This window comes from Nitratireductor sp. GCM10026969 (assembly GCF_042660605.1).
In the GTDB taxonomy this organism is placed as follows: Bacteria; Pseudomonadota; Alphaproteobacteria; order Rhizobiales; family Rhizobiaceae; genus Chelativorans.
Map to the genome: position 1 here is coordinate 29,403 of NZ_JBHSUM010000004.1, position 20,510 is coordinate 49,912.

The window sequence follows — 20,510 nt, forward strand, 5'->3', positions numbered from 1 at the left end:
GATAATCATCGTCGTATATCAATCGTGTAATCCAATCAATATGGAAATCAAATGCGGGCCAATCCTCAGAAGAGACGTTCTTTTTTAGGCAGAGCTTTTCCAGATGCCGTTCATACAGGCGTCATCTTGCGCTGCTAGGAAGACATCAATCGATAAGTCTTTATAATTGGAAATAGAAATCAAATAGCAATTCTGACTCTCCGGGGGTGGTCCGCCGTTGAGCTTGCCATCCTTTGCCGGCACAGGAGAAGCAAATGATTCGCGTCGAAAGTCTGTCGCTCGGTTATCCGAATGGGGTGACGGCATTGCATGACACCGATCTCGAGGTGGCTGCAGGTCGATTCCTCGTGCTGCTGGGTCCTTCCGGTGCAGGAAAGTCCAGCCTCCTGCGTTGCCTCAACGGATTGGTGCGCCCAACGCACGGTGATGTTCTGTGCGGCGATGCGGGCTCGATCTTTTCGTCCCGGGCACGCCTGCGCGCGCATCGGCGCACCACCGGCATGGTTTTTCAGCATCATCATCTGATCGGACGGATGACGGCCCTGGCCAATGTGCTGACGGCCCGGCTATCGCGGCATGCGGTCTTGCGGACGCTGTTGCCACTGCCGCGATCCGACCGGCTTGTGGCGCTGGAGGCACTGGATCGTGTCGGCCTTCTCGATCGGGCGCTCGATCGGGCCGACCAACTGTCCGGCGGGCAGCAGCAACGCGTCGGCATCGCGCGTGCGATGACGCAGGAGCCCAGCCTGATACTTGCCGACGAACCCGTGGCAAGCCTCGACCCTGCCACTGCGGAGCGCGTGCTCTCGGATCTGCACAGAATTTGCAGCGAGGACGGGATCACCGCCGTGGTGAGCCTGCACCAAGTGGAATTCGCCCGTCGCTTTGCGGACGAGATCATCGGGCTTTCCGCCGGACGCGTCGTGTTTCGCGGGAGCCCGAAAACGCTCACACCTCATGCGCTCGACGCAATCTATGGCCGCTTGCCTGCGGACTTGCCCGCGGCCGCCGCATAACCATTCAAACCGTTCGATCAGGAGATCGCCATGCTACCTACCCGACGCCACGTCCTCGCCGCTCTCGTTGCCTCGAGCTTCGCCACCGCTCTGCCTGCCGCGGCGTCGGACCGCACCGACCCGCAGACCCTGCGCGTGGCGCTCCTGCCTGACGAGAACGCTGCAACCATCATCCAGAACGCGCAGCCCTTGAAGGAGTTTCTCGCTGAGCGCCTGGGCAGGGACGTCGAAATCCTCGTGACGACCGACTATTCTTCCATGATCGAAGCTATGCGTTTCGGGCGTATCGAGGTCGGGTATTTTGGCCCGCTCTCCTACGTCTTGGCCAAGTCGCGTGCGCCCGAAATCGAGCCCTTCGGCGTGGGCGTGGTCGATGGTTCACCGACCTACCGCTCAATCCTGATCGCGAATGCCGAGGGTCCGATAAAGGGCTACGAGGATATCCGCGGCAAGCCCTTTGCATTTGGCGATCAGGCGTCGACTTCGAGCCACCTGGCGCCGCGCACGGTGCTGGCCAGGGCTGGGCTCAAGGGCGATTCAGACTACAAGGTTGTGCATTTGGGCAAGCACGACGCCGTAGCGCGGGCAGTGGCTGCTGGCCAGGTGCCTGCCGGCGGCCTGTCGGAATCGATCTACGAGGTTCTGGTCGAGCGGGGCAAGGTCGATGCTTCCAAAATTCGCGTGCTCGGCTACAGCGATCCGCTGCCGAACTATCCCCTCACCATGCAAGGCTACCTCGTCCCGGAGTTGAAGGAGGCGATCAGGTCGGCCTTCCTGGATATCGACAATCCCGAGATTCTCGAACTGTTTCGGGTGGAGCGGCTCGATCCGACCGATGACGCTGCTTATGACGTGCTGCGCGAGATGGCAGAAATTCTCGAGATCAATCTGGCAAAGGCGAACTGAGCCATGTCGACGGAAGAGATCTACGCCGGCATCCTTTCCGAAGAGCGCCGCGCCGCCCGCTGGGCGGCCGCGCTGGCCGCTTTGATCGTTACCGTGTGCATCGGCGCGCTTTGGATCACCGGTTTCTTCGACCTCGCACGCCTGCGGGATGGCGGTCCGGCGATCGCCCAGCTTTTCGACGAGATGGTGCCACCGGATTTCTCCCGCTGGCAGAGCTGGATGCGCCCGCTGATCGATACCCTTGCCATGTCGATCGCTGGAACCGCCTTTGCGGTGGTGTTCTCGCTTCCACTCGCTCTGCTGGCGGCGCCGAACACCGCCCCGAATGCGGTAATCTACCAGGGCGCGCGATTGGTCCTTTCCTTCCTCAGATCCGTGCCGGAAATCATCATGGGCGTGCTTTTCGTCGCCGCTGTCGGCTTCGGAGCACTTCCCGGGGTGCTTGCGCTGGGGCTTCACTCAGTCGGCATGGTCGGCAAGTTCTACGCCGAGGCCATCGAACACGTGGACCCGAAACCGATCGAGGCGGCCCGGGCGGCCGGATGCGGGCCGATGGGCGTCATCCTGCATGCCGTTCTGCCGCAGGTGCTCCCGCAACTCGCCGACATCACGATCTATCGCTGGGAATATCATTTCCGCGCCTCGGCCGTGCTGGGTATCGTCGGCGCTGGTGGGATCGGCTTCGAACTGATGGCGGCGCTGCGTCTGTTGGCCTACGATCAGGTCTCGGCGATTCTCCTTGCGATCCTGTTCTGTGTTGTCCTGGTCGACGGGTTGGGCGCCACGCTCCGAAGTGCACTAAGGTGATCATAGTGCGTATGAGCTTCTCGATCTGAGAAGACTGTTCAACTGACGACCCCCTCATGGGCATCAGGGCAACACAACCCTTTAATCGGAGCAAGTCCACTCACCCGTGGTTTCGGCGACAGCGCCGCCTACTCTTGGTGGACCGCCCGGGACAGCTCGGATGTCCGAGATCGGCGCGAAGCAGACGCGCCTTTGTTTACGCTACTCTTCGCTGGAGCACTCCCGCCCTTTGAAGCGGCTTGACATCATCCCGAAAGTGGGCAGCGGATGGGATCTGCGTGTCAGGGATGGAGAACGCCAACTCTGCGGGAATACGATACCGATGGGAACGGCAACAGGACGGCAGCGAAAACCGCCGCCGAAACTACGCTATCGTCGCCATTTACCCGCTCGCCCACTCTATCGTTGATAGGTCGTATTCTGGCGCGCCGCCGGATACTTCCGGTATCACCTGAATCACTCCCACTCGATCGTTCCCGGCGGCTTCGACGTCACGTCGTAGACGACACGATTGATGCCTTTGACCTCGTTGATGATGCGGGTGGCGGCGCGGCCGAGGAAATCCATGTCGAAATGGTAAAAGTCGGCGGTCATGCCGTCGACCGAGGTGACGGCGCGCAGCGCGCAGACATATTCGTAGGTGCGGCCGTCGCCCATGACGCCCACCGTCTGGACGGGAAGGAGCACGGCGAAGGCCTGCCAGATGGCGTCATAGAGGCCGGCCTTGCGGATCTCATCGAGATAGATGGCGTCGGCCGAGCGCAGGATTTCGAGTTTCTCGCGCGTCACCCCGCCCGGGCAGCGGATGGCAAGGCCGGGGCCGGGGAAAGGATGGCGGCCGATGAAGTGGTCGGGCAGGCCGAGCTCCTTGCCGAGTACGCGTACCTCGTCCTTGAAGAGCTCGCGCAGAGGCTCGACGAGGCTCATGTTCATGCGCTCGGGCAGGCCGCCCACATTGTGGTGTGACTTGATGGTGACGGAGGGACCGCCGGTGAAGGAGACGCTCTCGATCACGTCGGGATAAAGGGTTCCCTGGACGAGGAAGTCGGCACCGCCTAGCTTCTTCGCCTCGTCCTCGAATACCTCGATGAAAAGCCGGCCGATGGTCTTGCGCTTCTTTTCGGGGTCACTCTCGTTTTCCAGCGCGCCGATGAAGCGATCGGAGGCGTCGACCAGGACCAGCGGCACGTTGTAGTGCTCACGGAACATCTGCACGACCTCGGCCGCCTCGTTCTTGCGCATCAGACCGTGGTCGACGAGGATGCAGGTGAGCTGCTCGCCCACCGCCTCGTGCGTCAGCAAGGCGGCCACAGAGGAATCGACGCCGCCGGAAAGGGCGCAGATCACCTTGCCGTCGCGCACCTGATCGCGGATCGCGGCAATCGCCTGATCGCGATAGGCGGCCATGGTCCAGTCGCCGGCGAGCCCGGCTATTTTGTGCACGAAGTTGGCGATGAGCTTCGCGCCGTCGGGCGTGTGAACGACCTCCGGATGGAACTGCACACCGTAATATTTGCGCTTCTCATCGGCGATGGCGGCAAAAGGCGCGCCGGCGGAGGTGCCCACCACCTTGAAGCCGGGCGGGATCGCCGTCACGCGGTCGCCATGGCTCATCCACACCTGGTGCCGGGTGCCGGGGGCCCACACGCCTTCGAAAAGGGCGCAATCCTCCTCGACCTCCAGGAAGGCGCGGCCGAACTCGCGATGGTCGCTGCCTTCCACCTTGCCGCCGAGCTGGGCGCAGATGGTCTGCTCGCCGTAGCAGATGCCGAGGACCGGCACGCCCGATTCAAAAACGACTTCGGGAGCGCGGGGGCTGCCAACGTCGGCGGTGGAGGCGGGACTTCCGGACAGGATGACCGCCTTGGGCTGCAGGCGGCGGAACGCCTCCCCGGCAAGCTGGAATGGCGCAATTTCCGAGTAGACGCCAGCCTCGCGCACGCGCCGCGCGATGAGCTGCGTGACCTGGCTGCCGAAATCGACGATGAGAACGGTGTCGGGATGTTTGGTGATGCTCATGGTGCTCCAACGGGTCCGGGTGAAAAGCGCCGGAAAGCGGCCTGGGCAATGACCCGGCAAAGCCTCCGTTGCAATGCCATATAGGAACCGTCGCACTGCTGCAATGCGGCCGATGGCGCCCCGAAGCCTCACGCTTTGCCGAAGCGGCGCAGCGGGTCGTAGGGGCTGTCGGGATTGACGTCCAGATCGACGATTTCGACACAGCTTTGCGGCCGCCGATGGCTGGAGCCGGCACGCCAGGGGCCGTCGCGAAGCCGAACGCCGCTCGCCTTGGAAAGCGAAAAGCACTTCCACTGGCCCCCTTTGGGAAGGCCGCTCCTGCTCCCGCCGGCAAACTGGTAGACGAGTGCTGCCTCCCGCCCCTTGCTGTGCCCCAGGATGACCGGACAGACCTCGCGCGGATAGCCGTCATAGGTGCAAATGACCTGTTTGCGGCCTGCCATGGCCTGCGCGAACAGCTGGTAGGTCGAACTCGGCATCGCATTTCTCGTATGCTCAAGAGATCCACTGGGGAATAGCTAGGTGCCTCGAGGGCAAAATGCAGACCGATCTCCGCATCAGCGATGGCGCTTGCTTATGTTCTCTATTTGTTCTAATATCTCGACGATTTGGGGGCGCGTATGGAGTGTCGAAAATGCCCCCGGTGCAAAGTGCGTTTCCGTTCTACCTCGACGGCCCCGCCAGGCCCGCGAAACCCGAACGGCTGATGTTCCTGCTGTTTCCGGACAAGGAAACAGCCCTTCGGGTATGGTGGTTCGCAGGACAGTTCATCCGGAAAAGCGGCCTGCAAGGCAGGCGGATCAAGTGGAAGCGCCTGCACATATCGCTGCAGCATGTTGGAGACTACAGCTGCCTGCGGACGAAATTCATCTATGCGGCAAAGCAGGCCGGAAACGCCGTGGCGGCGTACCCGTTCGAGGTGACCTTCCGCTCTGTGGGAAGCTTCGAGGGGGCGCCGGCGGTCGCGGGCCGGCCGCGCAAGCGGCCGCTTGTCCTGCTCGCCGAGGGAGATGCGCTGCTGAATCTCCACGGGGTTCTCGGCGCCGCCATGGAAAGGAACGGCCTGAAAGCCTCGGCGGATTTCACGCCGCACATGACCCTTCTCTATGGTCGGCGGAAAGTGCCGTTCCAGCCGATCGAACCGATCCGCTTCACGGCGACCGCATTCGCCCTCGTCCACAGCGAGCTTGGGCTTTCGAAATATAACCTGATCAACCGTTGGCCGTTTCAGGGGTGACCTCGAGCCATCGATTCGCTCCCGTGCGGAAGCATGTGGCGTTCTATGCGCGTTCGAAGCCGGCGAAGTAAAAGCCGTCCGTGCCTGCCGAAGCGGGTGTCAGGGTGATGCCGCCGGCCTCGTCCACGCGGGCGGCTGTCTGGTTGCCGGGAAAGCGATCACGCCACAGCGCGCCGTGGTCGAGGGCGCGGAATTCGGATGCGCGCGCCAGGAAAGCTTGCGCCTGCGCGCCGTTCTCCTCCTCGAAAATCGAGCAGGTGATGTAAGCAAGCCTGCCACCCGGCTTTACGTAGCGGGCGGCGCTGTCGAGGATGGCCATCTGTTCGGCGCAGCGGGCTTCGAGTTGTTGCGGGGTGAGCCGCCATTTGGCGTCCGGCCGCCGGCGCCACGTGCCGGAGCCCGTGCAGGGCGCGTCCACCACGACGAAGTCCATCCGCCCCTCGATCGCCTTCAGCGCATCCTCCTGCGCGATGACCTGGACATTGCGGCAGGCGGCGCGCTTCAGGCGCTCGAAGATGGGCGCGAGGCGCTGCCGGTCGGCATCATAGGCATGGATCTGGCCGCGATTTTCCATCATTGCGGCCATGGCAAGGGTCTTGCCGCCCGCGCCGGCGCAGAAGTCGAGCACCTGGGCGCCGGGAGTGGCCCCGGCAAGTTCGGCAACGACCTGCGAGCCCTCGTCCTGCACCTCGAACCAGCCCCGGCGGAAGGCGGGCTCGGCCTGGACATTGGGGTGGCGCCGGTCACCCTCGACCGGGGGAATGCGCATGCCATGGGACGCAATACGGGCGGGCACGGCTCCGACCCGCGACAGGGCGGCAAGGACCTTCTCGCGCCCGGCCTTCAAGGTGTTGGCACGCATGTCGAGCGGCGGCCGGGTGGCCAGGGCCATCCCCTCCTCCACCCAACCCTCGGCAAATGCACGTGCCATCATCGGCTCGCACCATTCCGGCACGTTGGCACGGACGGCGTCGGGCAGGTCCTGCCGAAACCGGGTAACGAGCATCGCCTTCTCGGCATCGTCCAGAGGCGGCGGTGCGAAACTGTCGTCGGCGAAGGCAGCCTCCAGCGCCTCCGGCCCTTTGCGGTTCTCCAGAAGGAAGCCGCCGAGGGCGAGCGCGCGCGGCGTGTCCGCGTCGAAAAGGAAAGCGGCCGCGCGCCGACGTCGCAGCCCGTCATAAACGAAATTGCCGATCGCCGCCCGGTCGCCTGCTCCGGCGAAACGATGCGACAACCCCCAGTCCCGCATCGCTTCGGCCGCGGGCCTGTGACGCGTCTCGATGTCCTGGAGAATCTCGATGGCTGCCGCCAGCCTGCCGCCGAGGCGCATGGGTGTTGCCTTTCCGGTTGCCCGTCTCGGCTCCTAGCTAAGCCGACCCGGCGGCGCAGACAAGCGCCCAATAGAAGAACGGGCGCGGATCGCTCCGCGCCCGTATTCGCCTTCGTGAGGTAAGCGCTATTCGGCCGCCGCCTGCGGCGAGGACTCGGCGGTGGAGACGGCGTTGGCCTCGTAGCCGTGCGCCTCCTTCAGCGCCTTGCGCACGCCGTTGCCGTATTCGGGGTGCACCTTGTCGAAATGAGCGAGCTGGCGCTCGACGATCTCGCCCGGCACCCCGGCCATCGCCGCGGCGATATTGTTGAAGAGCCGGTGCCTCTGGTCCTCGTCGAACAGGTTGAAGAGCGCCCGCGGCTGGGAATAGTCGTCATTGCCGATGCGATGGTTGTAGCGATCGGCATCGCCGGAGATCTTCAGCGGCGGCTCCTTGGCGGCGGACTGCTCTACCGGACCACCCATCGAGTTCGGCTCGTAATAGGCATCCGGATTACCGGACTTGTGGCCGAAGAAGTTCATCTGGCCGTCCTTGTGGTAGTGGTGGACCGGGCAGCGCGGCGCATTGACCGGCAGCGCCTCGTAGTGGGTGCCGAGCCGGTAACGGTGCGCATCGGCATAGGAGAAGATGCGCGCCTGCAGCATCTTGTCCGGCGAGTGCGAAATGCCGGGCACGATGTTGGAGGGAGAAAGGGCCACCTGCTCGATCTCGGCGAAGTAGTTCTCCGGGTTGCGGTTCAGCTCCAGCACGCCGATGTCGATCGGCGGATAGTCGCCATGCGGCCAGACCTTGGTGAGGTCGAAGGGGTTGTAAGGCGTCTTGTCCGCGTCGAGTTCGGGCATGATCTGCACCTGCACCTTCCACTTCGGGAAGTTGCCGTCCTCGATCGTATTGAAGAGGGCCTCCTGATAGCTCTCTCGGGTCTTGCCGACGACCTTCTCGGCCTCCTCGTTGGTGTGGAACTTGTGGCCCTGCATGGTCTTGAAGTGGAACTTCACCCAATAGCGCTCGCCGGCATCGTTCCAGAAGGAATAGGTATGCGAGCCGTAGCCGTTCATGAACATCGGCGCCGTCGGCAGGCCGCGGTCGGACATCAGGATGGTGACCTGGTGCAGGCTCTCCGGCGAAAGCGACCAGAAGTCCCACATGGCCGTCGCCGAGCGCAGATTGGTCTTGGGGTGCCGCTTCTGGGTGTGGATGAAGTCGGGGAACTTCAAGGGATCGCGCACGAAGAAGACCGGCGTGTTGTTGCCGACGAGATCCCAGTTGCCCTCTTCGGTGTAGAACTTGATGGCGAAGCCGCGCACGTCGCGCTCGGCGTCGGCCGCGCCGAGCTCGCCGGCCACGGTGGAAAAGCGCAGGATCAGCGGCGTCTCCGCGCCCGGCTGCAGCGCCTTGGCCTTGGTGTATTTGGAAATGTCGCCGGTAATCTTGAGCGTGCCGTAGGCGCCCCAGCCCTTGGCATGGACCACGCGCTCGGGGATGCGCTCGCGGTTCTGGTGCGCCAGCTTCTCGATAAGCTGATAGTCCTGCAGGAGAACGGGGCCGCGCTCGCCCACCGTCATCGAGTTCTGGTTGTCCGGGATCGGTGCGCCCGCTGTGGTGGTGAGCGTCGGTTTGTCGGCCATCGCAATTACTCCTTGCTGGCGCATCCGGTCGTGGGTATGCGCGGCTGAGAGACGGTGATTGGAACAGTTCCAGACTATATAGACGGGCGTCCGCCAACTCCAATTGTCTTTCTTATTCTATGTGATAAGTTTTCCTTATGTTGCGATTGACACTCCGTCAGATGCAGTATTTCCAGCATCTGGCAGAAACCCTGCATTTCCGACGCGCCGCAGAGACGGCTGGCGTCACGCAGCCCGCGCTTTCCGCCCAGATCGCGGAGATGGAGGCGCAACTAGGGGTGCGGCTGTTCGAGCGCGGCGGCGGCACCGTACGGTTGACGGCGGAAGCCCTTGAACTGCGCCCGCGCGTTGCACGCATCCTGGCCGAGGTCGAGGATCTGGAAAATGTCGCCCGGCGCGGCCGGAGCGTGCTCGAAGGACCGTTCCGGCTGGGCGTCATTCCCACCGTCGCCCCCTATCTGCTGCCGCATCTGCTGCCACTGCTGAAAGAACGCTTTCCCGCACTGCGCCTGGAGGTGCGCGAGGCCGTCACCGAAACACTGCTGAAGGAGACGGGCAATGGCGGGCTCGACGGGATCATCGCCGCCGCGCCGCTCGACGCGCCGCAGCTTGTGCAGGAAACGCTTTTCGAGGACCGCTTCTACCTCGCCGTGCCGGAAGACGAGGCGGAGCGCATGGCGCCGCCCGTCGCCCAGGACATGCCGGAGCTGGAGCGGCTGATGCTGCTGGAGGAAGGCCACTGCCTGCGCGCCCAGGCGCTGGCCGTCTGCGGCATGGTCAAGCCGGTGACCATGGCGAGCTTCGGGGCCTCGAGCCTGGCAACACTCCTGCACATGGTCTCGCACGGGCTGGGCGTGACACTGATCCCGGAAATGGCACGCGAAGCGGCCACGCTTCTGCCGGGCGTGCGCGTGCTGCCATTCGCCGAGCCGGGACCCTCACGCACCATCTGTCTCGGCTGGCGCAAGACGAATCCCCGTCAGGCGGATTTCACCGCCATGGGGGCCGCCATCAGGGAAGTCCGGCGCGGGACCGAGGCGCCGGGCACCGCCCGACCGCGGCCCCTACAGAGTGCTGCAGGCCCGCTCAGCCTGCGCCCGGATAATTCGGGCTTTCGCGGGTGATCGTCACGTCGTGGGGATGGCTCTCGCGCAGGCCCGCGCCGGAAATGCGCACGAAGGTGGCCCGTTTCTGGAACTCCGGCAGGTTTTGCGCGCCGACATACCCCATGGCCGCCTTCAGCCCGCCCGTCAGCTGGTGCAGGACGCCAGCGGCCGGCCCCTTGTAGGGCACCTGGCCCTCGATGCCCTCCGGCACGAGCTTCAACGTATCGCGCACCTCCGCCTGGAAGTAGCGGTCGGCCGAGCCGCGCGCCATGGCGCCGACCGAGCCCATGCCGCGATAGGCTTTGAAGGAGCGGCCCTGGTAGAGATAGACTTCGCCGGGGCTTTCGTCCGTGCCGGCCAGCAGGGAGCCGATCATGGCCGCGTCGGCACCGGCGGCCAGCGCCTTGGCCAGATCGCCGGAATATTTGATGCCGCCGTCGGCGATCACCGTCGCGCCGGCCTTGTGGGCGGCTTCCGCCGCCGCCATGATCGCCGAAAGCTGCGGCACCCCGACGCCCGCCACCACGCGCGTGGTGCAGATGGAGCCGGGGCCAATACCCACCTTGACCGCGTCCGCGCCCGCGTCGATCAGCGCCTTCGTCCCGTCGGCCGTGGCCACATTGCCGGCGACGATGCGCACGGCGTTGGAGATCGTCTTGGCGCGGGCGACGGCATCCAGGACCCGCTGGGAATGTCCGTGGGCCGTGTCGATCACCAGGAGATCGACCCCTGCATCGATGAGCCGCTCGGCACGCTCGAAACCGTCGTCGCCGACGCTGGTGGCCGCCGCCACCCGCAACCTGCCCTGCGCGTCCTTGCAGGCATGGGGGTTGAGCTGAGACTTCTCGATATCCTTGACCGTGATCAGCCCGACGCAATTGCCGGCGCCGTCGACGACCAGCAGCTTCTCGATGCGGTGCTGATGCAGGAGGCGCTTGGCCTCTTCCTGGCTCACCCCTTCCTTCACGGTGATCAGGTTGTCGTGCGTCATCAGTTCGCGCACGGGCTGGGCCGGGTTCGAGGCGAAGCGGACATCGCGATTGGTGAGGATCCCGATCAGCCGGCCGGTCGTGTGGCCGCCACGCCCGCCGTTCTCCACCACCGGGATGCCGGAGATGGTGTGGGCGTTCATGAGCGCATGCGCGTCGGCCAGCGTGGCGTCGGGGCCGATGGTGACGGGATTCACCACCATGCCGGACTCGAACTTCTTGACCTGGCGCACTTCCTCGGCCTGCTCAGCGGGCGTGAAATTGCGGTGGACAACGCCGATGCCGCCGGCCTGGGCCACGGCAATCGCCAGCCGCGCTTCGGTGACCGTATCCATGGCCGCCGACAGGATGGGTATGTTGAGCTCGACGTCGCCTGCGATGCGCGTGCGCACATCCGTCTGGCCCGGCATGACATCGGAATGCCCCGGCTGCAAAAGCACGTCGTCAAAGGTCAGCGCCTCGGCGCCGGTTGCGGTTTCGATGATTTTCGCCATGGCCGATCCTTGAAATAATGTGGGAGGCGGCCCGCCCCTGGCGGGACAACGGGCTGCCTCCTCGAATATGATTCCCTTTCAGGATTGGCGCTGGCTGGTACCACGTCTGCCGGGAATTGAAAAGACGGTGGATTGGCGCCATGGTGCACGCCTTGATTGAATCGAAGCTTTACGAGGCGGGGCAGGATGAACGACACCACACAACCGAGCCTGGCGGAGGGTGCACCCGGGGAACGCCGCCTCGAGCGCTTCTCGTTCACGGGCACGGCCGGCGAATATTTCGGCATCTGGATCGTCAACATCCTACTGACGATCCTGACCCTCGGCATCTACTCCGCATGGGCGAAGGTGCGCCGGCAGCGCTATTTTTACGGTAACACGAAGCTTGCCGGCCGCAGCTTCGACTACCATGCACGGCCGATGCAGATCCTCATCGGACGGATCGTCGTTCTGGCGGCGCTCCTCGTCTACAACGCCGTGGCCACGTTCTTCCCGGTCGCGAGCCTTGTGCTGCTTGCGCTTTTGATCGCCGTCACGCCATGGCTCATCAAGCGGGGCCTGCGCTTCAATGCCCGCGTGACCAGCTACCGCAACGTCCGGCTCGACTTCCACGGCGGCTTTTGGGGAGCCCTTCTGTCCTTCGTCATCGGCCCGGCCCTGGCCGCGGTTACCCTCGGCATCCTGGCGCCGCTTGCCTCACGCTGGGCGTGGCGCTACACGCTCGGCAATGTGCGCTATGGCGGTCGCAAGGTGGACTGCACCCCGCGGCTGGGCGCGCTCTACGGCCAATGGTGGCTGCCGGCCATCATGGTACTCCTGGGGACGGCGCTGCTCGGCCTGCTTGCCGTGGCAGTTTTTTTCCCGTTCGGCGGGGCGTTTGCGGGCGCGGACCTCGGCCTCGCCTTCCTACCGGTTGCCGTCTTCATCGCGCTTGCGCTGATCTACGGCGTGGCCGGCCTGTTCTACCGCGCCGGCGTGCGCAACGTCGCCTTCAACGCGGCGATGCTCGACGGCCGCCATCAATTCGTCTCAACGCTCGGCCGGCGCCGCTACGCCTGGATTTCGATCACGAACTTCCTGGCGACCATCTGCACCATCGGTCTGGCACGGCCCTGGGCGGCGGTGCGTATGGCACGTTACACCGCCACGGCCACGGCGGTGCTCGTCAGCGGCTTGCTGGACGACTATCTCAATCAGGTGGAGGAGACCGGTCCTGCCGTGGGTGCCGAATATATGGACGTGGAAGGCATCGACTTTGGGTTCTGACTGCCCAACCATTTCCGGCATCTGGCATCCCCCGCGCTCCAGTCGGGCGGTGCCCTCCCGGTTCACGACAGCCGACGGCATGGCAACCGTGACCGATGCCGAAGGGGAGGCCGCACTTGCGACGGGCGCCGTCGACAGCCTGGCGATCTCGGCCCGTGTCGGCGCCGTCCCGCGCCGCATCACCTTTGAGGACGGAAGCGTCTTCGAGACGGAGGACAACGACGCCATCGACCGCTGGCTGGGTGCGCTCTACGGCCGCCGGGCGGGCCTCGTGCACCGGCTGGAGCGCTTTCACCCGCGGCTCGTGCTTTTTGTGGTGCTGATCGTTGCACTCTGCGTGGGGCTTTACCGCTATGCTCTGCCGATTACGGTCGAGGCGGCGGTGGTGCTGACGCCGCCGGCCGCCCCGCGCCTGATGAGCCAGGGCGTGCTTTCCTCGCTGGACAAAGCGGTTCTTTCTCCCTCGCGCCTCGAGGAAGCGAGGCGCGCGGCGATTACCGAGGAGTTCCGCGCTCTTGCCGCGCTGACGCCCGAAGGCGCTGACGCCTTCGAGCTTAACTTCCGCGAAGGCGGCATCATCGGGCCCAACGCCTTCGCACTTCCCGACGGTACGATCATCCTGACCGATGAGTTGGTGCGGCTTGCCCGCGACGACGATGCCGTGCTCGGCGTCCTAGCGCACGAGATCGGCCACGTGGTGCACGAGCACAGCCTGCGCCGCCTCTATCGCGCAGCCGGCGTGACCGCGCTCATCATGTTCATCGGCGGCGATGTCGGCTCGGGCGTGGAGGAAGTGCTGGTCCAGGGCTCGGGGCTGCTGACGCTTTCCTATTCGCGCGCGCAGGAGAGCGAGGCCGACCGCTACAGTGTCGAGCTTATGGCGAAGGCGGGCCGGGAGCCCACGGGCTTGGCGCGCCTCTTCGAGGTGCTGCGCGACCGATACGACGACGTTAGCGGCAACGACTTCCTCTCCACCCATCCGGCAACCCCAGACCGTATCGAGGATATCCGCCGGCATGCCCAGAAGGTGGAGGGGCGGTAGGCGCTACTGGCATCCCCTTTCCGTCCCTACTGGCTTTGACAAGCCGCGGCGGAAGGCCGATACGGTCTGCGCCGACGATCCTTTCCGTTTTAACCGGCGGTTTCGCGAAACGAAACGGACGCTCAGCCTTGAACCGCAGCCTGCCGTTGATCCTTGCCGTGGCGCTCTTCATGGAGCAGATGGATTCCACCATCATCGCCACCTCCCTGCCCGCGATCGCCGCCGACATCGGCACCAGCCCGGTCACGCTGAAGTTGGCCCTGACCACCTATCTGGTGGCGCTGGCCATCTTCATTCCTGTCAGCGGGTGGATGGCCGACCGCTTCGGTGCCAAGCGGGTCTTCCGGCTCGCCATCGGCGTCTTTGTCCTGGGCTCGATCGCCTGCGCGCTCGCCCAGTCGCTGCCGGCCTTCGTGCTGGCGCGCTTCGTGCAGGGAATGGGCGGGGCGATGATGACACCGGTGGGACGGCTTGTGCTGGTGCGGGCGACACCGCGCAATCAACTGGTCTCGGCGATGGCCTGGGTCGCCGTGCCGGCGCTGATCGGCCCGCTCGCCGGCCCGCCGGTCGGCGGCTTCATCACCACCTACTTCTCCTGGCATTGGATCTTCATCATCAATGTGCCGATCGGGCTGGCCGGGATCGTGCTTTCCGGGCGCATCCTGCCCGACTTCGAACCGGACGCGCGCCAGAGACTGGATTTCAAGGGTTTTCTTCTGGCGGGCCTGGCCGCAGCCGGCCTGGTATTCGGGCTGTCCGTCATCAGCGTGCCGACCCTGCCGCCTTCCGTCGGCTTTGCCATTGCCGGCCTCGGCGTGACGATGACATGGCTCTACGTGCGCCATGCACGGCGGTCGACGCGTCCAATCCTCGATCTCCAGCTTTTCAGGAACCGCGCATTCCGCGCCGCCATCCTCGGCGGGTCGCTGTTCCGGATCGGACTCGGCGCCGTGCCCTTCCTCTTGCCGCTCATGTTCCAGGTCGGCTTCGGCCTGTCGCCCTTCCAGTCGGGGCTGCTCACCTTCACCTCCGCCTTCGGCGCTATCGCGATGAAGTTCATCGCAAGCACCACGCTGAGGACCGCCGGCTTCCGTCTGGTGCTTGTCACAGCCGCCCTGGCCGGAAGCGGGTTCATCGCCGTCAACGCGCTCTTCACGCCCGCAACGCCCCACGCCGTCATCATTGCCGTGCTGGTGGCAGCGGGTTTCTTTCGCTCCCTGTTCTTCACCTCGGTCAACGCGCTGGTCTTCGCCGAGATCAGCGACAAGGAGGCGAGCCAGGCGACGGCGATCGCCGCGGTGAGCCAGCAGGTGAGCATCGCCCTCGGGGTGGCGATCGGCGGCGGTATCCTCGAAGCGACCGTGCGCGCAACGGGGGCGCCGCTCGGCCTCGACGCCTTCTTCAACGCCTTCGTGGTCGTCTCGATGATGAGCGCATTCGCCGTTCTGCCCTTCCTCAAGCTGCCGGCAGACACGGGAAGCGCCGTGTCGGGCCACCGTCACCGGGCGGCGGAGACGAAGCGTACCGCCGCCGCCGAATGACGGCTCAGGCAGGCGCGGCGCTCTTGAACTCCCTGGCGAGCAGGTAGAGCTCCACCGACTCGCTGCGCGAGGCGGGCGGCTTGACGTGGTGGACGAAGCGGAAATTGCGCTTGAGCATGGAAAGCAGCGCCGCCTCCGCCCCGCCCTGAAAGGTTTTGGCGAGGAAGTGCCCGCCGGGGGCCAGCACGTTGACGGCGAAGTCAGCCGCCGCCTCGCACAAATGCATGGTGCGCAGATGGTCTGTGCGGCGGTGGCCGGTGGTCGGTGCGGCCATGTCGGACAAAACGACATCGGGCGGGCCGCCCAGGAGCGCGATCAGCCGGTCCGGCGCGTCGTCGTCCAGAAAGTCGGTCTGCAAAATGGCCGCGCCCGGCACCGGGTCCATCTCCAGATAGTCGATGCCCACGACGCTCGGACTTTCGGGATCGGAGCGCACGCGCTCGGCCGCCACCTGCGACCAGCCGCCGGGGGCGGCCCCCAGATCGATCACCTTCATGCCGGGTTTCAGGATCCCGTACCTGTCGTCGATCTCCGCCAGCTTGTAGGCGGCGCGCGAGCGCATGCCCTCCGCGCTGGCACGATGCACGTAAGGATCGTTCAGGTGGCGCTCCAGCCAGCGGCGGGAGGAGTTCTTCAGGCCGCGCTTCTTCTTCACCCGTGTCCTGAGCGCACGCGCGCCGGCGCCGGCCTTCGCCCCCTTCTTCATCCGGCTTCGACCCTCGGGCGCTTCCGGCGCCGCCACACCCCGTCACGCGCCATCATCTCGTTGAGCATGCCCTCGCGCAGGCCGCGGTCGGCCACCCGCAGGCGCTCGGCCGGCCACTGGCGGCGGATGGCCTCGAGGATCGCGCAGCCGGCGAGCACGAGGTCGGCCCGCTCCGCGCCGATGCAGGGATTGGCCTTGCGTTGCTCGAAGCTCCAGCCGAGGATGGTCTCGATCATCCGGTCGACGTTGTCGCGTTCCATCCACAGCCCGTCGACGCGCCGGCGGTCATACCGCCTCAGGCCGAGATGCACGCCGGCCAGCGTCGTCACCGTGCCGGATGTGCCCAGAAGGTGGAAACGTTCCCCGGAAACGAGATGGGCCAGCCGCCCACCCCCGTCAAAGCGCTCGAGCATGGCCGACACATGCGCCACCATCGCCTCGAAGCGCTCGCGCGTGACATCACGGCCGCCGAAGCGCTCGGCGAGCGAAACTACGCCAACGGGCAGCGAGGTCCAGGAGACGATATGGTCCGCCAGGCGCGGCGTGCGGTGGCGCGACAGGTCGATGAGCGCGATCTCCGACGAGCCGCCGCCGATATCGAACAGGACGAGACCGTCGGTCTCGCGGGTGACCAGCGAACTGCAGCCGGAGACGGCGAGGCGCGCCTCGGTGCGCCGATCGATGATCTCCAGCGAAAGCCCGGTCTCGCTGTGCACGCGTTCGATGAAATGGCCTCCGTTCTCGGCCGAGCGGCAGGCCTCCGTGGCGATCATGCGCAGGCCGGCGAGCCTGCGATTGCCCAGCTTCTCCGCGCAAACCGCCAGCGCCTCGACGGCGCGGTCCATGGCCGCCTGGGTCAAACGCCCGCTCGAGGAGAGCCCTTCGCCCAGCCGCACGATGCGGGAGAATGCATCCACCACCCGAAAGCAGCCCGGGCGGCCCGGCGTGGCGACGAGCAGGCGACAGTTGTTCGTGCCGAGATCCAGGGCGGCATAGAAGGTTTCGTCCGATCGGGAATAGGTCAGGCGCGCCGCATAGGCGCGGCCGCGGCGCAGGGTCTCCGGTTCGCTGGATCCGGTCGGCGGGACGGCCGCCGCAGGTTGCGGACGCGTCTCGCACTCTGCCCCGTCACGGACAAAGACGCGGCGGCGCCCACGCTTTCTCCTGCGTTTGCGCTTGCGTTTCGCCGGGCCATCGCCCGCGAAACCCGAAAGGAGCGCCTGCGGGGGCTCCCCCTGTTCTTCGGCCACGTCGCCCCCGGCCGAGACGTGATCGCGAACGAGTTCCGCGACCGGTGGCGCGTCACCTTGCTCGTGCTCGTCCACCGCTGTTCCTTCTGCGCCGCGCGCACCAAGGGGCGCTGCAGGCGTCTGACATTCCATGTTGGCGACACAGTAGCAGCGGGGCGCGTTTTGACCAAGAGCACAGGCGAAAGAATCCGGACAAGACCGTCACGCCGCGCCACCAAGACGGATGCGACCCGACGGATCCGGGGTCGACAATGAAACCGGCCCGGGTTGACTATTGCATGCAGATCGATAAATAGCGTGGAGCCACGCCGCCAGGGCTCTGGCCGGCATTGGGGAATAGTTTAACGGTAGAACAGCGGACTCTGACTCCGTCAGTCCTGGTTCGAATCCAGGTTCCCCAGCCAGAAATTTTCTAGGTTTCGTTGGCCTGCTCGGCTCTTCATCGACCCCGTGCTCATGGCGCTGCTCGTCGCCATTGGCGCGAATGGCGCCATGAGATGAAGCTGCGGACGCCGACCTTCGGGCCGCACGAACACACGTGAAGGTGCCGAGAACGGTCCGCACGCACGATTGAAAATGATTTCCAAGCGAGGCGGGACAGGGTATCACTCTGCTCGACTCGATCCGGCTTCAGGGGTGAGAAGGAGGATCCATCCCTTCTCAGCCGCATTTGGAACAGGGTCGCCGTTGCGCGTTTTCCAGACACCGGGATGCATTGAAAGTTCTCCACGTCTACAAAGCCTACCTGCCTGACGACTTCACGGGCGTGGCGCGCGTCATACACACCCTGGCGGAGGGATTGGCGCCCCACGGCGTGGAGAGCCACGTGCTTTCCCTTTCCAGGGAAAAGCGCGAGGGGCCGTTGCGCGTGGGCAGCCATTACGCCCATCACGCCAGGCAGGACCTGCAGATCGCTTCGACCGGGCTTTCGCTCTCCGTCTTCACGCGCTTTCGCGCGCTCGCCGGGATGGCGGACGTGGTGCACTATCACTTCCCCTGGCCAGTGGCCGACGCGCTTTATTTTCTCCATGGCCGCGGCAAGCCCGCCCTGGTCACCTACCATTCCGACATCGTGCGCCAGCGTTATCTCAAGCGCCTCTACCTGCCCCTTATGCGGCGCTTTCTTGATCGGGCGGACGCGATCGTGGCGACCTCGCCCGACTATGCCGAAACAAGCCCGGTCCTGAGGCACCATCGCGCCAGGCTGTCGATCATTCCGATCGGCGCGGCAGACAGGGTGCCGCCGGCGACCGCGGATCTGGATCGTTGGCACCGGCGGGTGGGCGACAGTTTCTTCCTCTTCATCGGCGCGCTGCGCTACTACAAGGGCCTGCCCTTCCTGATCGAAGCCGCCGAGCGCACGGGGCTGCCCGTCGTCGTTGCGGGAAGCGGCAATCTGGAAGGATGGGCGGCAGCCAACGCGCCCGCGAACGTCACCCTCGTCGGCGCGGTTTCGGAGACGGACAAGGAAGCGCTTCTGTCCCTCTGCCGGGCCTTCGTCTTTCCCTCGCACTTGCGCTCGGAAGCCTTCGGTGTGGCGCTTCTGGAAGCCGCGCGGGCGGGAAAGCCGATGATCTCCTGCAAAATGGGCTCTGGGACGAGCTACGTCAACGCCGACGGCCAGACCGGCATCACGGTCGCCCCTGCCGACGCACAGGAGCTCGCAAGCGCAATGGCCTGGCTGGCGGAAAATCCCGACGAGGCGACGCAAATGGGGCGGAACGCGCACACGCGCTTCGAGCAGCTCTTCCGGGCCGAGGATATGTGCCGCGCCTATCTCAGGCTTTACGAGCGGCTTGCTGCGCGCAACACGGAGTGACTCCGTGCTGCCTCGAACGCAGCGATCATCCCATCGGCGCATTTGTCCCATGTGAACCGCCGAACGTTTTCACGTGCGGCAAAGGCAAGCGACGCATGGAGATCGTCGCTTGCAAACAGCCTTTCCATAGCGGAGGCTATTTCCTGTTCGTTCCGGGGATCCACGATGAGCCCCCCCGATCCCGCGACTTCCGGCAGGGAACCGCAATGAGAGGCCAGAACCGGGATACCATACTGCTGGGCCTCGATGATAGGCAGCCCAAATCCCTCATAGAGGGAAGGGAGCGCCAGAAAGCGGGCACCAGCATAGAGAGCAGAAAGTTCGGCCTCGCTTACATAGCCGGTGACATGGACATATCCGGATGCAACCAGCGGCTCCAAAGTCTGCCTGACCTGGTGGTCCTTCCAGCCTTTTCCGCCTGCGACAACCAGATGCCAATTCTTGCTGCCGCCCCCGCGTGCGAGAACAAAAGCGCGCAGCAGCCGCTCCAGATTCTTGCGCGGTTCCAGCGTGCCGACGAACAGAGCATAGGGCTTATCCACAAGGTAGGCAGGGGGCAATAGAGGTTCGTCAGAGCGAACATGCGTCTGCGTCGCGCCGGGGTAGACGACGTCAATTTGTGATACGCCGAACACCGATGTGAGATCTTTCGCAGTGGCCTTGGAAACGGCAACAATGCGGTCTGCCCTTCGGATGGCCGCTTGCATAAGCATACGGTCGGTGAGGTGCCGGCCTGGGGCCATGGTCTTAGGGTAGCGATGCCAGACGAGGTCGTGAATGGTCACCACCATGGGAACATGACTGGGCATAAAAAACGGCAACCGGTGCGCCGGCCCCCAGAAAACATCCGGCGGTGCTCTGCGTACCGCCCAGGGAAGCTCTGATGCGCTCCAGACGAGACGTCCAACAGTGCCAGCAAAGGAACCCGTTACATGATGCGCATCGGCAATGTCATCGAGCGGCGAGGCGTGGCGGTTGCCTGGCCAGTAGAATGTGAACCGTGCGCCCTTGCGGGAGAGTTCCTTTGCCGTTTGGATGAGAACACGGGAAATGCCGGTGATCGGACCTGCAGTCAGGTTGCGGACATCAACGCCCACATGCATGGCGTCAATCGCCTCCGAATATTTCACAGCCGAGATAGCGGCTGATGCGGGCACGGGTATTCTGCGAGTTGGCGACGACGACATTGTCGCCTCCGAGCCCCAGCACAAGCCGCTCCCCGCCCCCCCGGCTGGCGAAGTAGTTGTGGAAGAGGGCGATGTCCGACGGGGGAGGCGTTGGCTGGTTCATTCGGAAAACAGGCTCGCGGGCAGCGTTCGGGCGATCCCCCGTACCCCTTCTTTCAGCGTAACC

At 65.0% G+C, this 20,510-nt stretch carries 18 protein-coding genes and 1 tRNA gene; 10 read left to right on the top strand and 9 right to left on the bottom strand.

Going from position 1 to position 20,510, the window contains the following annotated elements:
* The first annotated feature begins 254 nt into the window (after window positions 1-254).
* Genes phnC through phnE form a run of 3 tightly spaced genes read left to right on the top strand, consistent with a single transcriptional unit; the run spans window position 255 to window position 2,729 of the window.
* Complete coding sequence (phnC, locus tag ACFP9U_RS02005) at window positions 255-1,016, top strand: phosphonate ABC transporter ATP-binding protein (protein WP_378618633.1); 762 nt, start codon at window positions 255-257, stop codon at window positions 1,014-1,016.
* Between the two features lie 30 nt (window positions 1,017-1,046).
* Window positions 1,047-1,922, top strand: a complete 876-nt coding sequence (phnD, locus tag ACFP9U_RS02010; protein ID WP_378618634.1) for a phosphate/phosphite/phosphonate ABC transporter substrate-binding protein — start codon at window positions 1,047-1,049, stop codon at window positions 1,920-1,922.
* 3 nt (window positions 1,923-1,925) lie between these two features.
* Entirely contained in the window at window positions 1,926-2,729 is an 804-nt protein-coding gene (gene phnE, locus ACFP9U_RS02015) for a phosphonate ABC transporter, permease protein PhnE (RefSeq protein WP_378618636.1), read from the top strand.
* A gap of 456 nt (window positions 2,730-3,185) precedes the next feature.
* On the opposite strand, the gene guaA is transcribed toward phnE, so the two are convergent.
* Window positions 3,186-4,748, bottom strand: a complete 1,563-nt coding sequence (gene guaA, locus ACFP9U_RS02020; protein WP_378618637.1) for a glutamine-hydrolyzing GMP synthase — start codon at window positions 4,746-4,748, stop codon at window positions 3,186-3,188.
* A 128-nt stretch (window positions 4,749-4,876) separates the two neighbouring features.
* Window positions 4,877-5,227: a hypothetical protein gene (locus tag ACFP9U_RS02025; RefSeq protein ID WP_378618639.1), complete on the bottom strand. Its 351-nt coding sequence runs from the start codon at window positions 5,225-5,227 to the stop codon at window positions 4,877-4,879.
* A gap of 59 nt (window positions 5,228-5,286) precedes the next feature.
* Between ACFP9U_RS02025 and ACFP9U_RS02030 the strand changes: the two genes are divergently transcribed.
* Window positions 5,287-5,985 (top strand): 2'-5' RNA ligase family protein, encoded by a 699-nt coding sequence (locus ACFP9U_RS02030; protein WP_378618641.1) that lies wholly within the window; start codon window positions 5,287-5,289, stop codon window positions 5,983-5,985.
* A gap of 43 nt (window positions 5,986-6,028) precedes the next feature.
* Here the strand turns inward: ACFP9U_RS02030 and ACFP9U_RS02035 are convergent, their stop codons facing one another.
* Together ACFP9U_RS02035 and katA are read right to left on the bottom strand one after the other, a co-directional pair.
* Complete coding sequence (locus ACFP9U_RS02035; protein WP_378618642.1) at window positions 6,029-7,315, bottom strand: RsmB/NOP family class I SAM-dependent RNA methyltransferase; 1,287 nt, start codon at window positions 7,313-7,315, stop codon at window positions 6,029-6,031.
* Between the two features lie 126 nt (window positions 7,316-7,441).
* Window positions 7,442-8,944 (bottom strand): catalase KatA, encoded by a 1,503-nt coding sequence (gene katA / locus ACFP9U_RS02040; protein WP_378618644.1) that lies wholly within the window; start codon window positions 8,942-8,944, stop codon window positions 7,442-7,444.
* Between the two features lie 137 nt (window positions 8,945-9,081).
* Here katA and ACFP9U_RS02045 point away from each other — a divergent pair, with 137 nt between their 5' ends.
* Window positions 9,082-10,068, top strand: a complete 987-nt coding sequence (locus ACFP9U_RS02045) for a hydrogen peroxide-inducible genes activator (protein WP_378618645.1) — start codon at window positions 9,082-9,084, stop codon at window positions 10,066-10,068.
* On the opposite strand, the gene guaB is transcribed toward ACFP9U_RS02045, so the two are convergent.
* Complete coding sequence (gene guaB / locus ACFP9U_RS02050) at window positions 10,031-11,533, bottom strand: IMP dehydrogenase (RefSeq protein WP_378618647.1); 1,503 nt, start codon at window positions 11,531-11,533, stop codon at window positions 10,031-10,033. The two genes, ACFP9U_RS02045 and guaB, sit on opposite strands and share 38 nt — an antisense overlap.
* Window positions 11,534-11,719: 186 nt before the next feature.
* On the opposite strand from guaB, the gene ACFP9U_RS02055 reads away from it, so the two are divergent.
* From ACFP9U_RS02055 to ACFP9U_RS02065, 3 genes are all read left to right on the top strand, one after another.
* Window positions 11,720-12,799, top strand: coding sequence for a YjgN family protein (locus tag ACFP9U_RS02055; protein ID WP_378618649.1), 1,080 nt, complete (start codon window positions 11,720-11,722; stop codon window positions 12,797-12,799).
* Window positions 12,789-13,841, top strand: coding sequence for a M48 family metallopeptidase (locus tag ACFP9U_RS02060; protein ID WP_378618650.1), 1,053 nt, complete (start codon window positions 12,789-12,791; stop codon window positions 13,839-13,841). The genes ACFP9U_RS02055 and ACFP9U_RS02060 overlap by 11 nt, the downstream gene beginning before the upstream one ends.
* A 128-nt stretch (window positions 13,842-13,969) precedes the next feature.
* Window positions 13,970-15,382, top strand: a complete 1,413-nt coding sequence (locus ACFP9U_RS02065) for an MFS transporter (protein ID WP_378618652.1) — start codon at window positions 13,970-13,972, stop codon at window positions 15,380-15,382.
* Window positions 15,383-15,386: 4 nt separating this feature from the next.
* Here ACFP9U_RS02065 and ACFP9U_RS02070 read toward each other — a convergent pair whose 3' ends face one another.
* Entirely contained in the window at window positions 15,387-16,088 is a 702-nt protein-coding gene (locus tag ACFP9U_RS02070; protein ID WP_378618653.1) for an RlmE family RNA methyltransferase, read from the bottom strand.
* On the bottom strand, window positions 16,085-17,413 hold the full coding sequence (locus ACFP9U_RS02075) for a Ppx/GppA phosphatase family protein (protein WP_378618655.1): 1,329 nt from the start codon (window positions 17,411-17,413) through the stop codon (window positions 16,085-16,087). The genes ACFP9U_RS02070 and ACFP9U_RS02075 overlap by 4 nt, the downstream gene beginning before the upstream one ends.
* 255 nt (window positions 17,414-17,668) lie before the next feature.
* Between ACFP9U_RS02075 and ACFP9U_RS02080 the strand changes: the two genes are divergently transcribed.
* A tRNA-Gln gene (locus tag ACFP9U_RS02080) sits at window positions 17,669-17,742 on the top strand.
* 311 nt (window positions 17,743-18,053) lie between these two features.
* Window positions 18,054-19,157, top strand: a complete 1,104-nt coding sequence (locus ACFP9U_RS02085) for a glycosyltransferase (RefSeq protein WP_378618656.1) — start codon at window positions 18,054-18,056, stop codon at window positions 19,155-19,157.
* Here ACFP9U_RS02085 and ACFP9U_RS02090 read toward each other — a convergent pair.
* Both ACFP9U_RS02090 and ACFP9U_RS02095 read right to left on the bottom strand, forming a co-directional pair.
* On the bottom strand, window positions 19,124-20,260 hold the full coding sequence (locus tag ACFP9U_RS02090) for a glycosyltransferase family 4 protein (protein ID WP_378618658.1): 1,137 nt from the start codon (window positions 20,258-20,260) through the stop codon (window positions 19,124-19,126). The genes ACFP9U_RS02085 and ACFP9U_RS02090 overlap by 34 nt on opposite strands.
* A 4-nt stretch (window positions 20,261-20,264) precedes the next feature.
* Window positions 20,265-20,447, bottom strand: a complete 183-nt coding sequence (locus ACFP9U_RS02095) for a hypothetical protein (protein WP_378618659.1) — start codon at window positions 20,445-20,447, stop codon at window positions 20,265-20,267.
* Window positions 20,448-20,510: the final 63 nt, after the last annotated feature.

Coding starts and splice junctions, on each gene's coding strand:
- ACFP9U_RS02055 (WP_378618649.1), top strand. CDS start 11,720: ATGAACGACACCACACAACCGAGCCTGGCGGAGGGTGCACCCGGGGAA.
- ACFP9U_RS02025 (WP_378618639.1), bottom strand. CDS start 5,227: ATGCCGAGTTCGACCTACCAGCTGTTCGCGCAGGCCATGGCAGGCCGC.
- ACFP9U_RS02090 (WP_378618658.1), bottom strand. CDS start 20,260: ATGCATGTGGGCGTTGATGTCCGCAACCTGACTGCAGGTCCGATCACC.
- ACFP9U_RS02030 (WP_378618641.1), top strand. CDS start 5,287: ATGCAGACCGATCTCCGCATCAGCGATGGCGCTTGCTTATGTTCTCTA.
- katA (WP_378618644.1), bottom strand. CDS start 8,944: ATGGCCGACAAACCGACGCTCACCACCACAGCGGGCGCACCGATCCCG.
- ACFP9U_RS02095 (WP_378618659.1), bottom strand. CDS start 20,447: ATGAACCAGCCAACGCCTCCCCCGTCGGACATCGCCCTCTTCCACAAC.
- guaA (WP_378618637.1), bottom strand. CDS start 4,748: ATGAGCATCACCAAACATCCCGACACCGTTCTCATCGTCGATTTCGGC.
- guaB (WP_378618647.1), bottom strand. CDS start 11,533: ATGGCGAAAATCATCGAAACCGCAACCGGCGCCGAGGCGCTGACCTTT.
- ACFP9U_RS02045 (WP_378618645.1), top strand. CDS start 9,082: ATGTTGCGATTGACACTCCGTCAGATGCAGTATTTCCAGCATCTGGCA.
- ACFP9U_RS02070 (WP_378618653.1), bottom strand. CDS start 16,088: ATGAAGAAGGGGGCGAAGGCCGGCGCCGGCGCGCGTGCGCTCAGGACA.
- phnE (WP_378618636.1), top strand. CDS start 1,926: ATGTCGACGGAAGAGATCTACGCCGGCATCCTTTCCGAAGAGCGCCGC.
- ACFP9U_RS02035 (WP_378618642.1), bottom strand. CDS start 7,315: ATGCGCCTCGGCGGCAGGCTGGCGGCAGCCATCGAGATTCTCCAGGAC.
- phnC (WP_378618633.1), top strand. CDS start 255: ATGATTCGCGTCGAAAGTCTGTCGCTCGGTTATCCGAATGGGGTGACG.
- phnD (WP_378618634.1), top strand. CDS start 1,047: ATGCTACCTACCCGACGCCACGTCCTCGCCGCTCTCGTTGCCTCGAGC.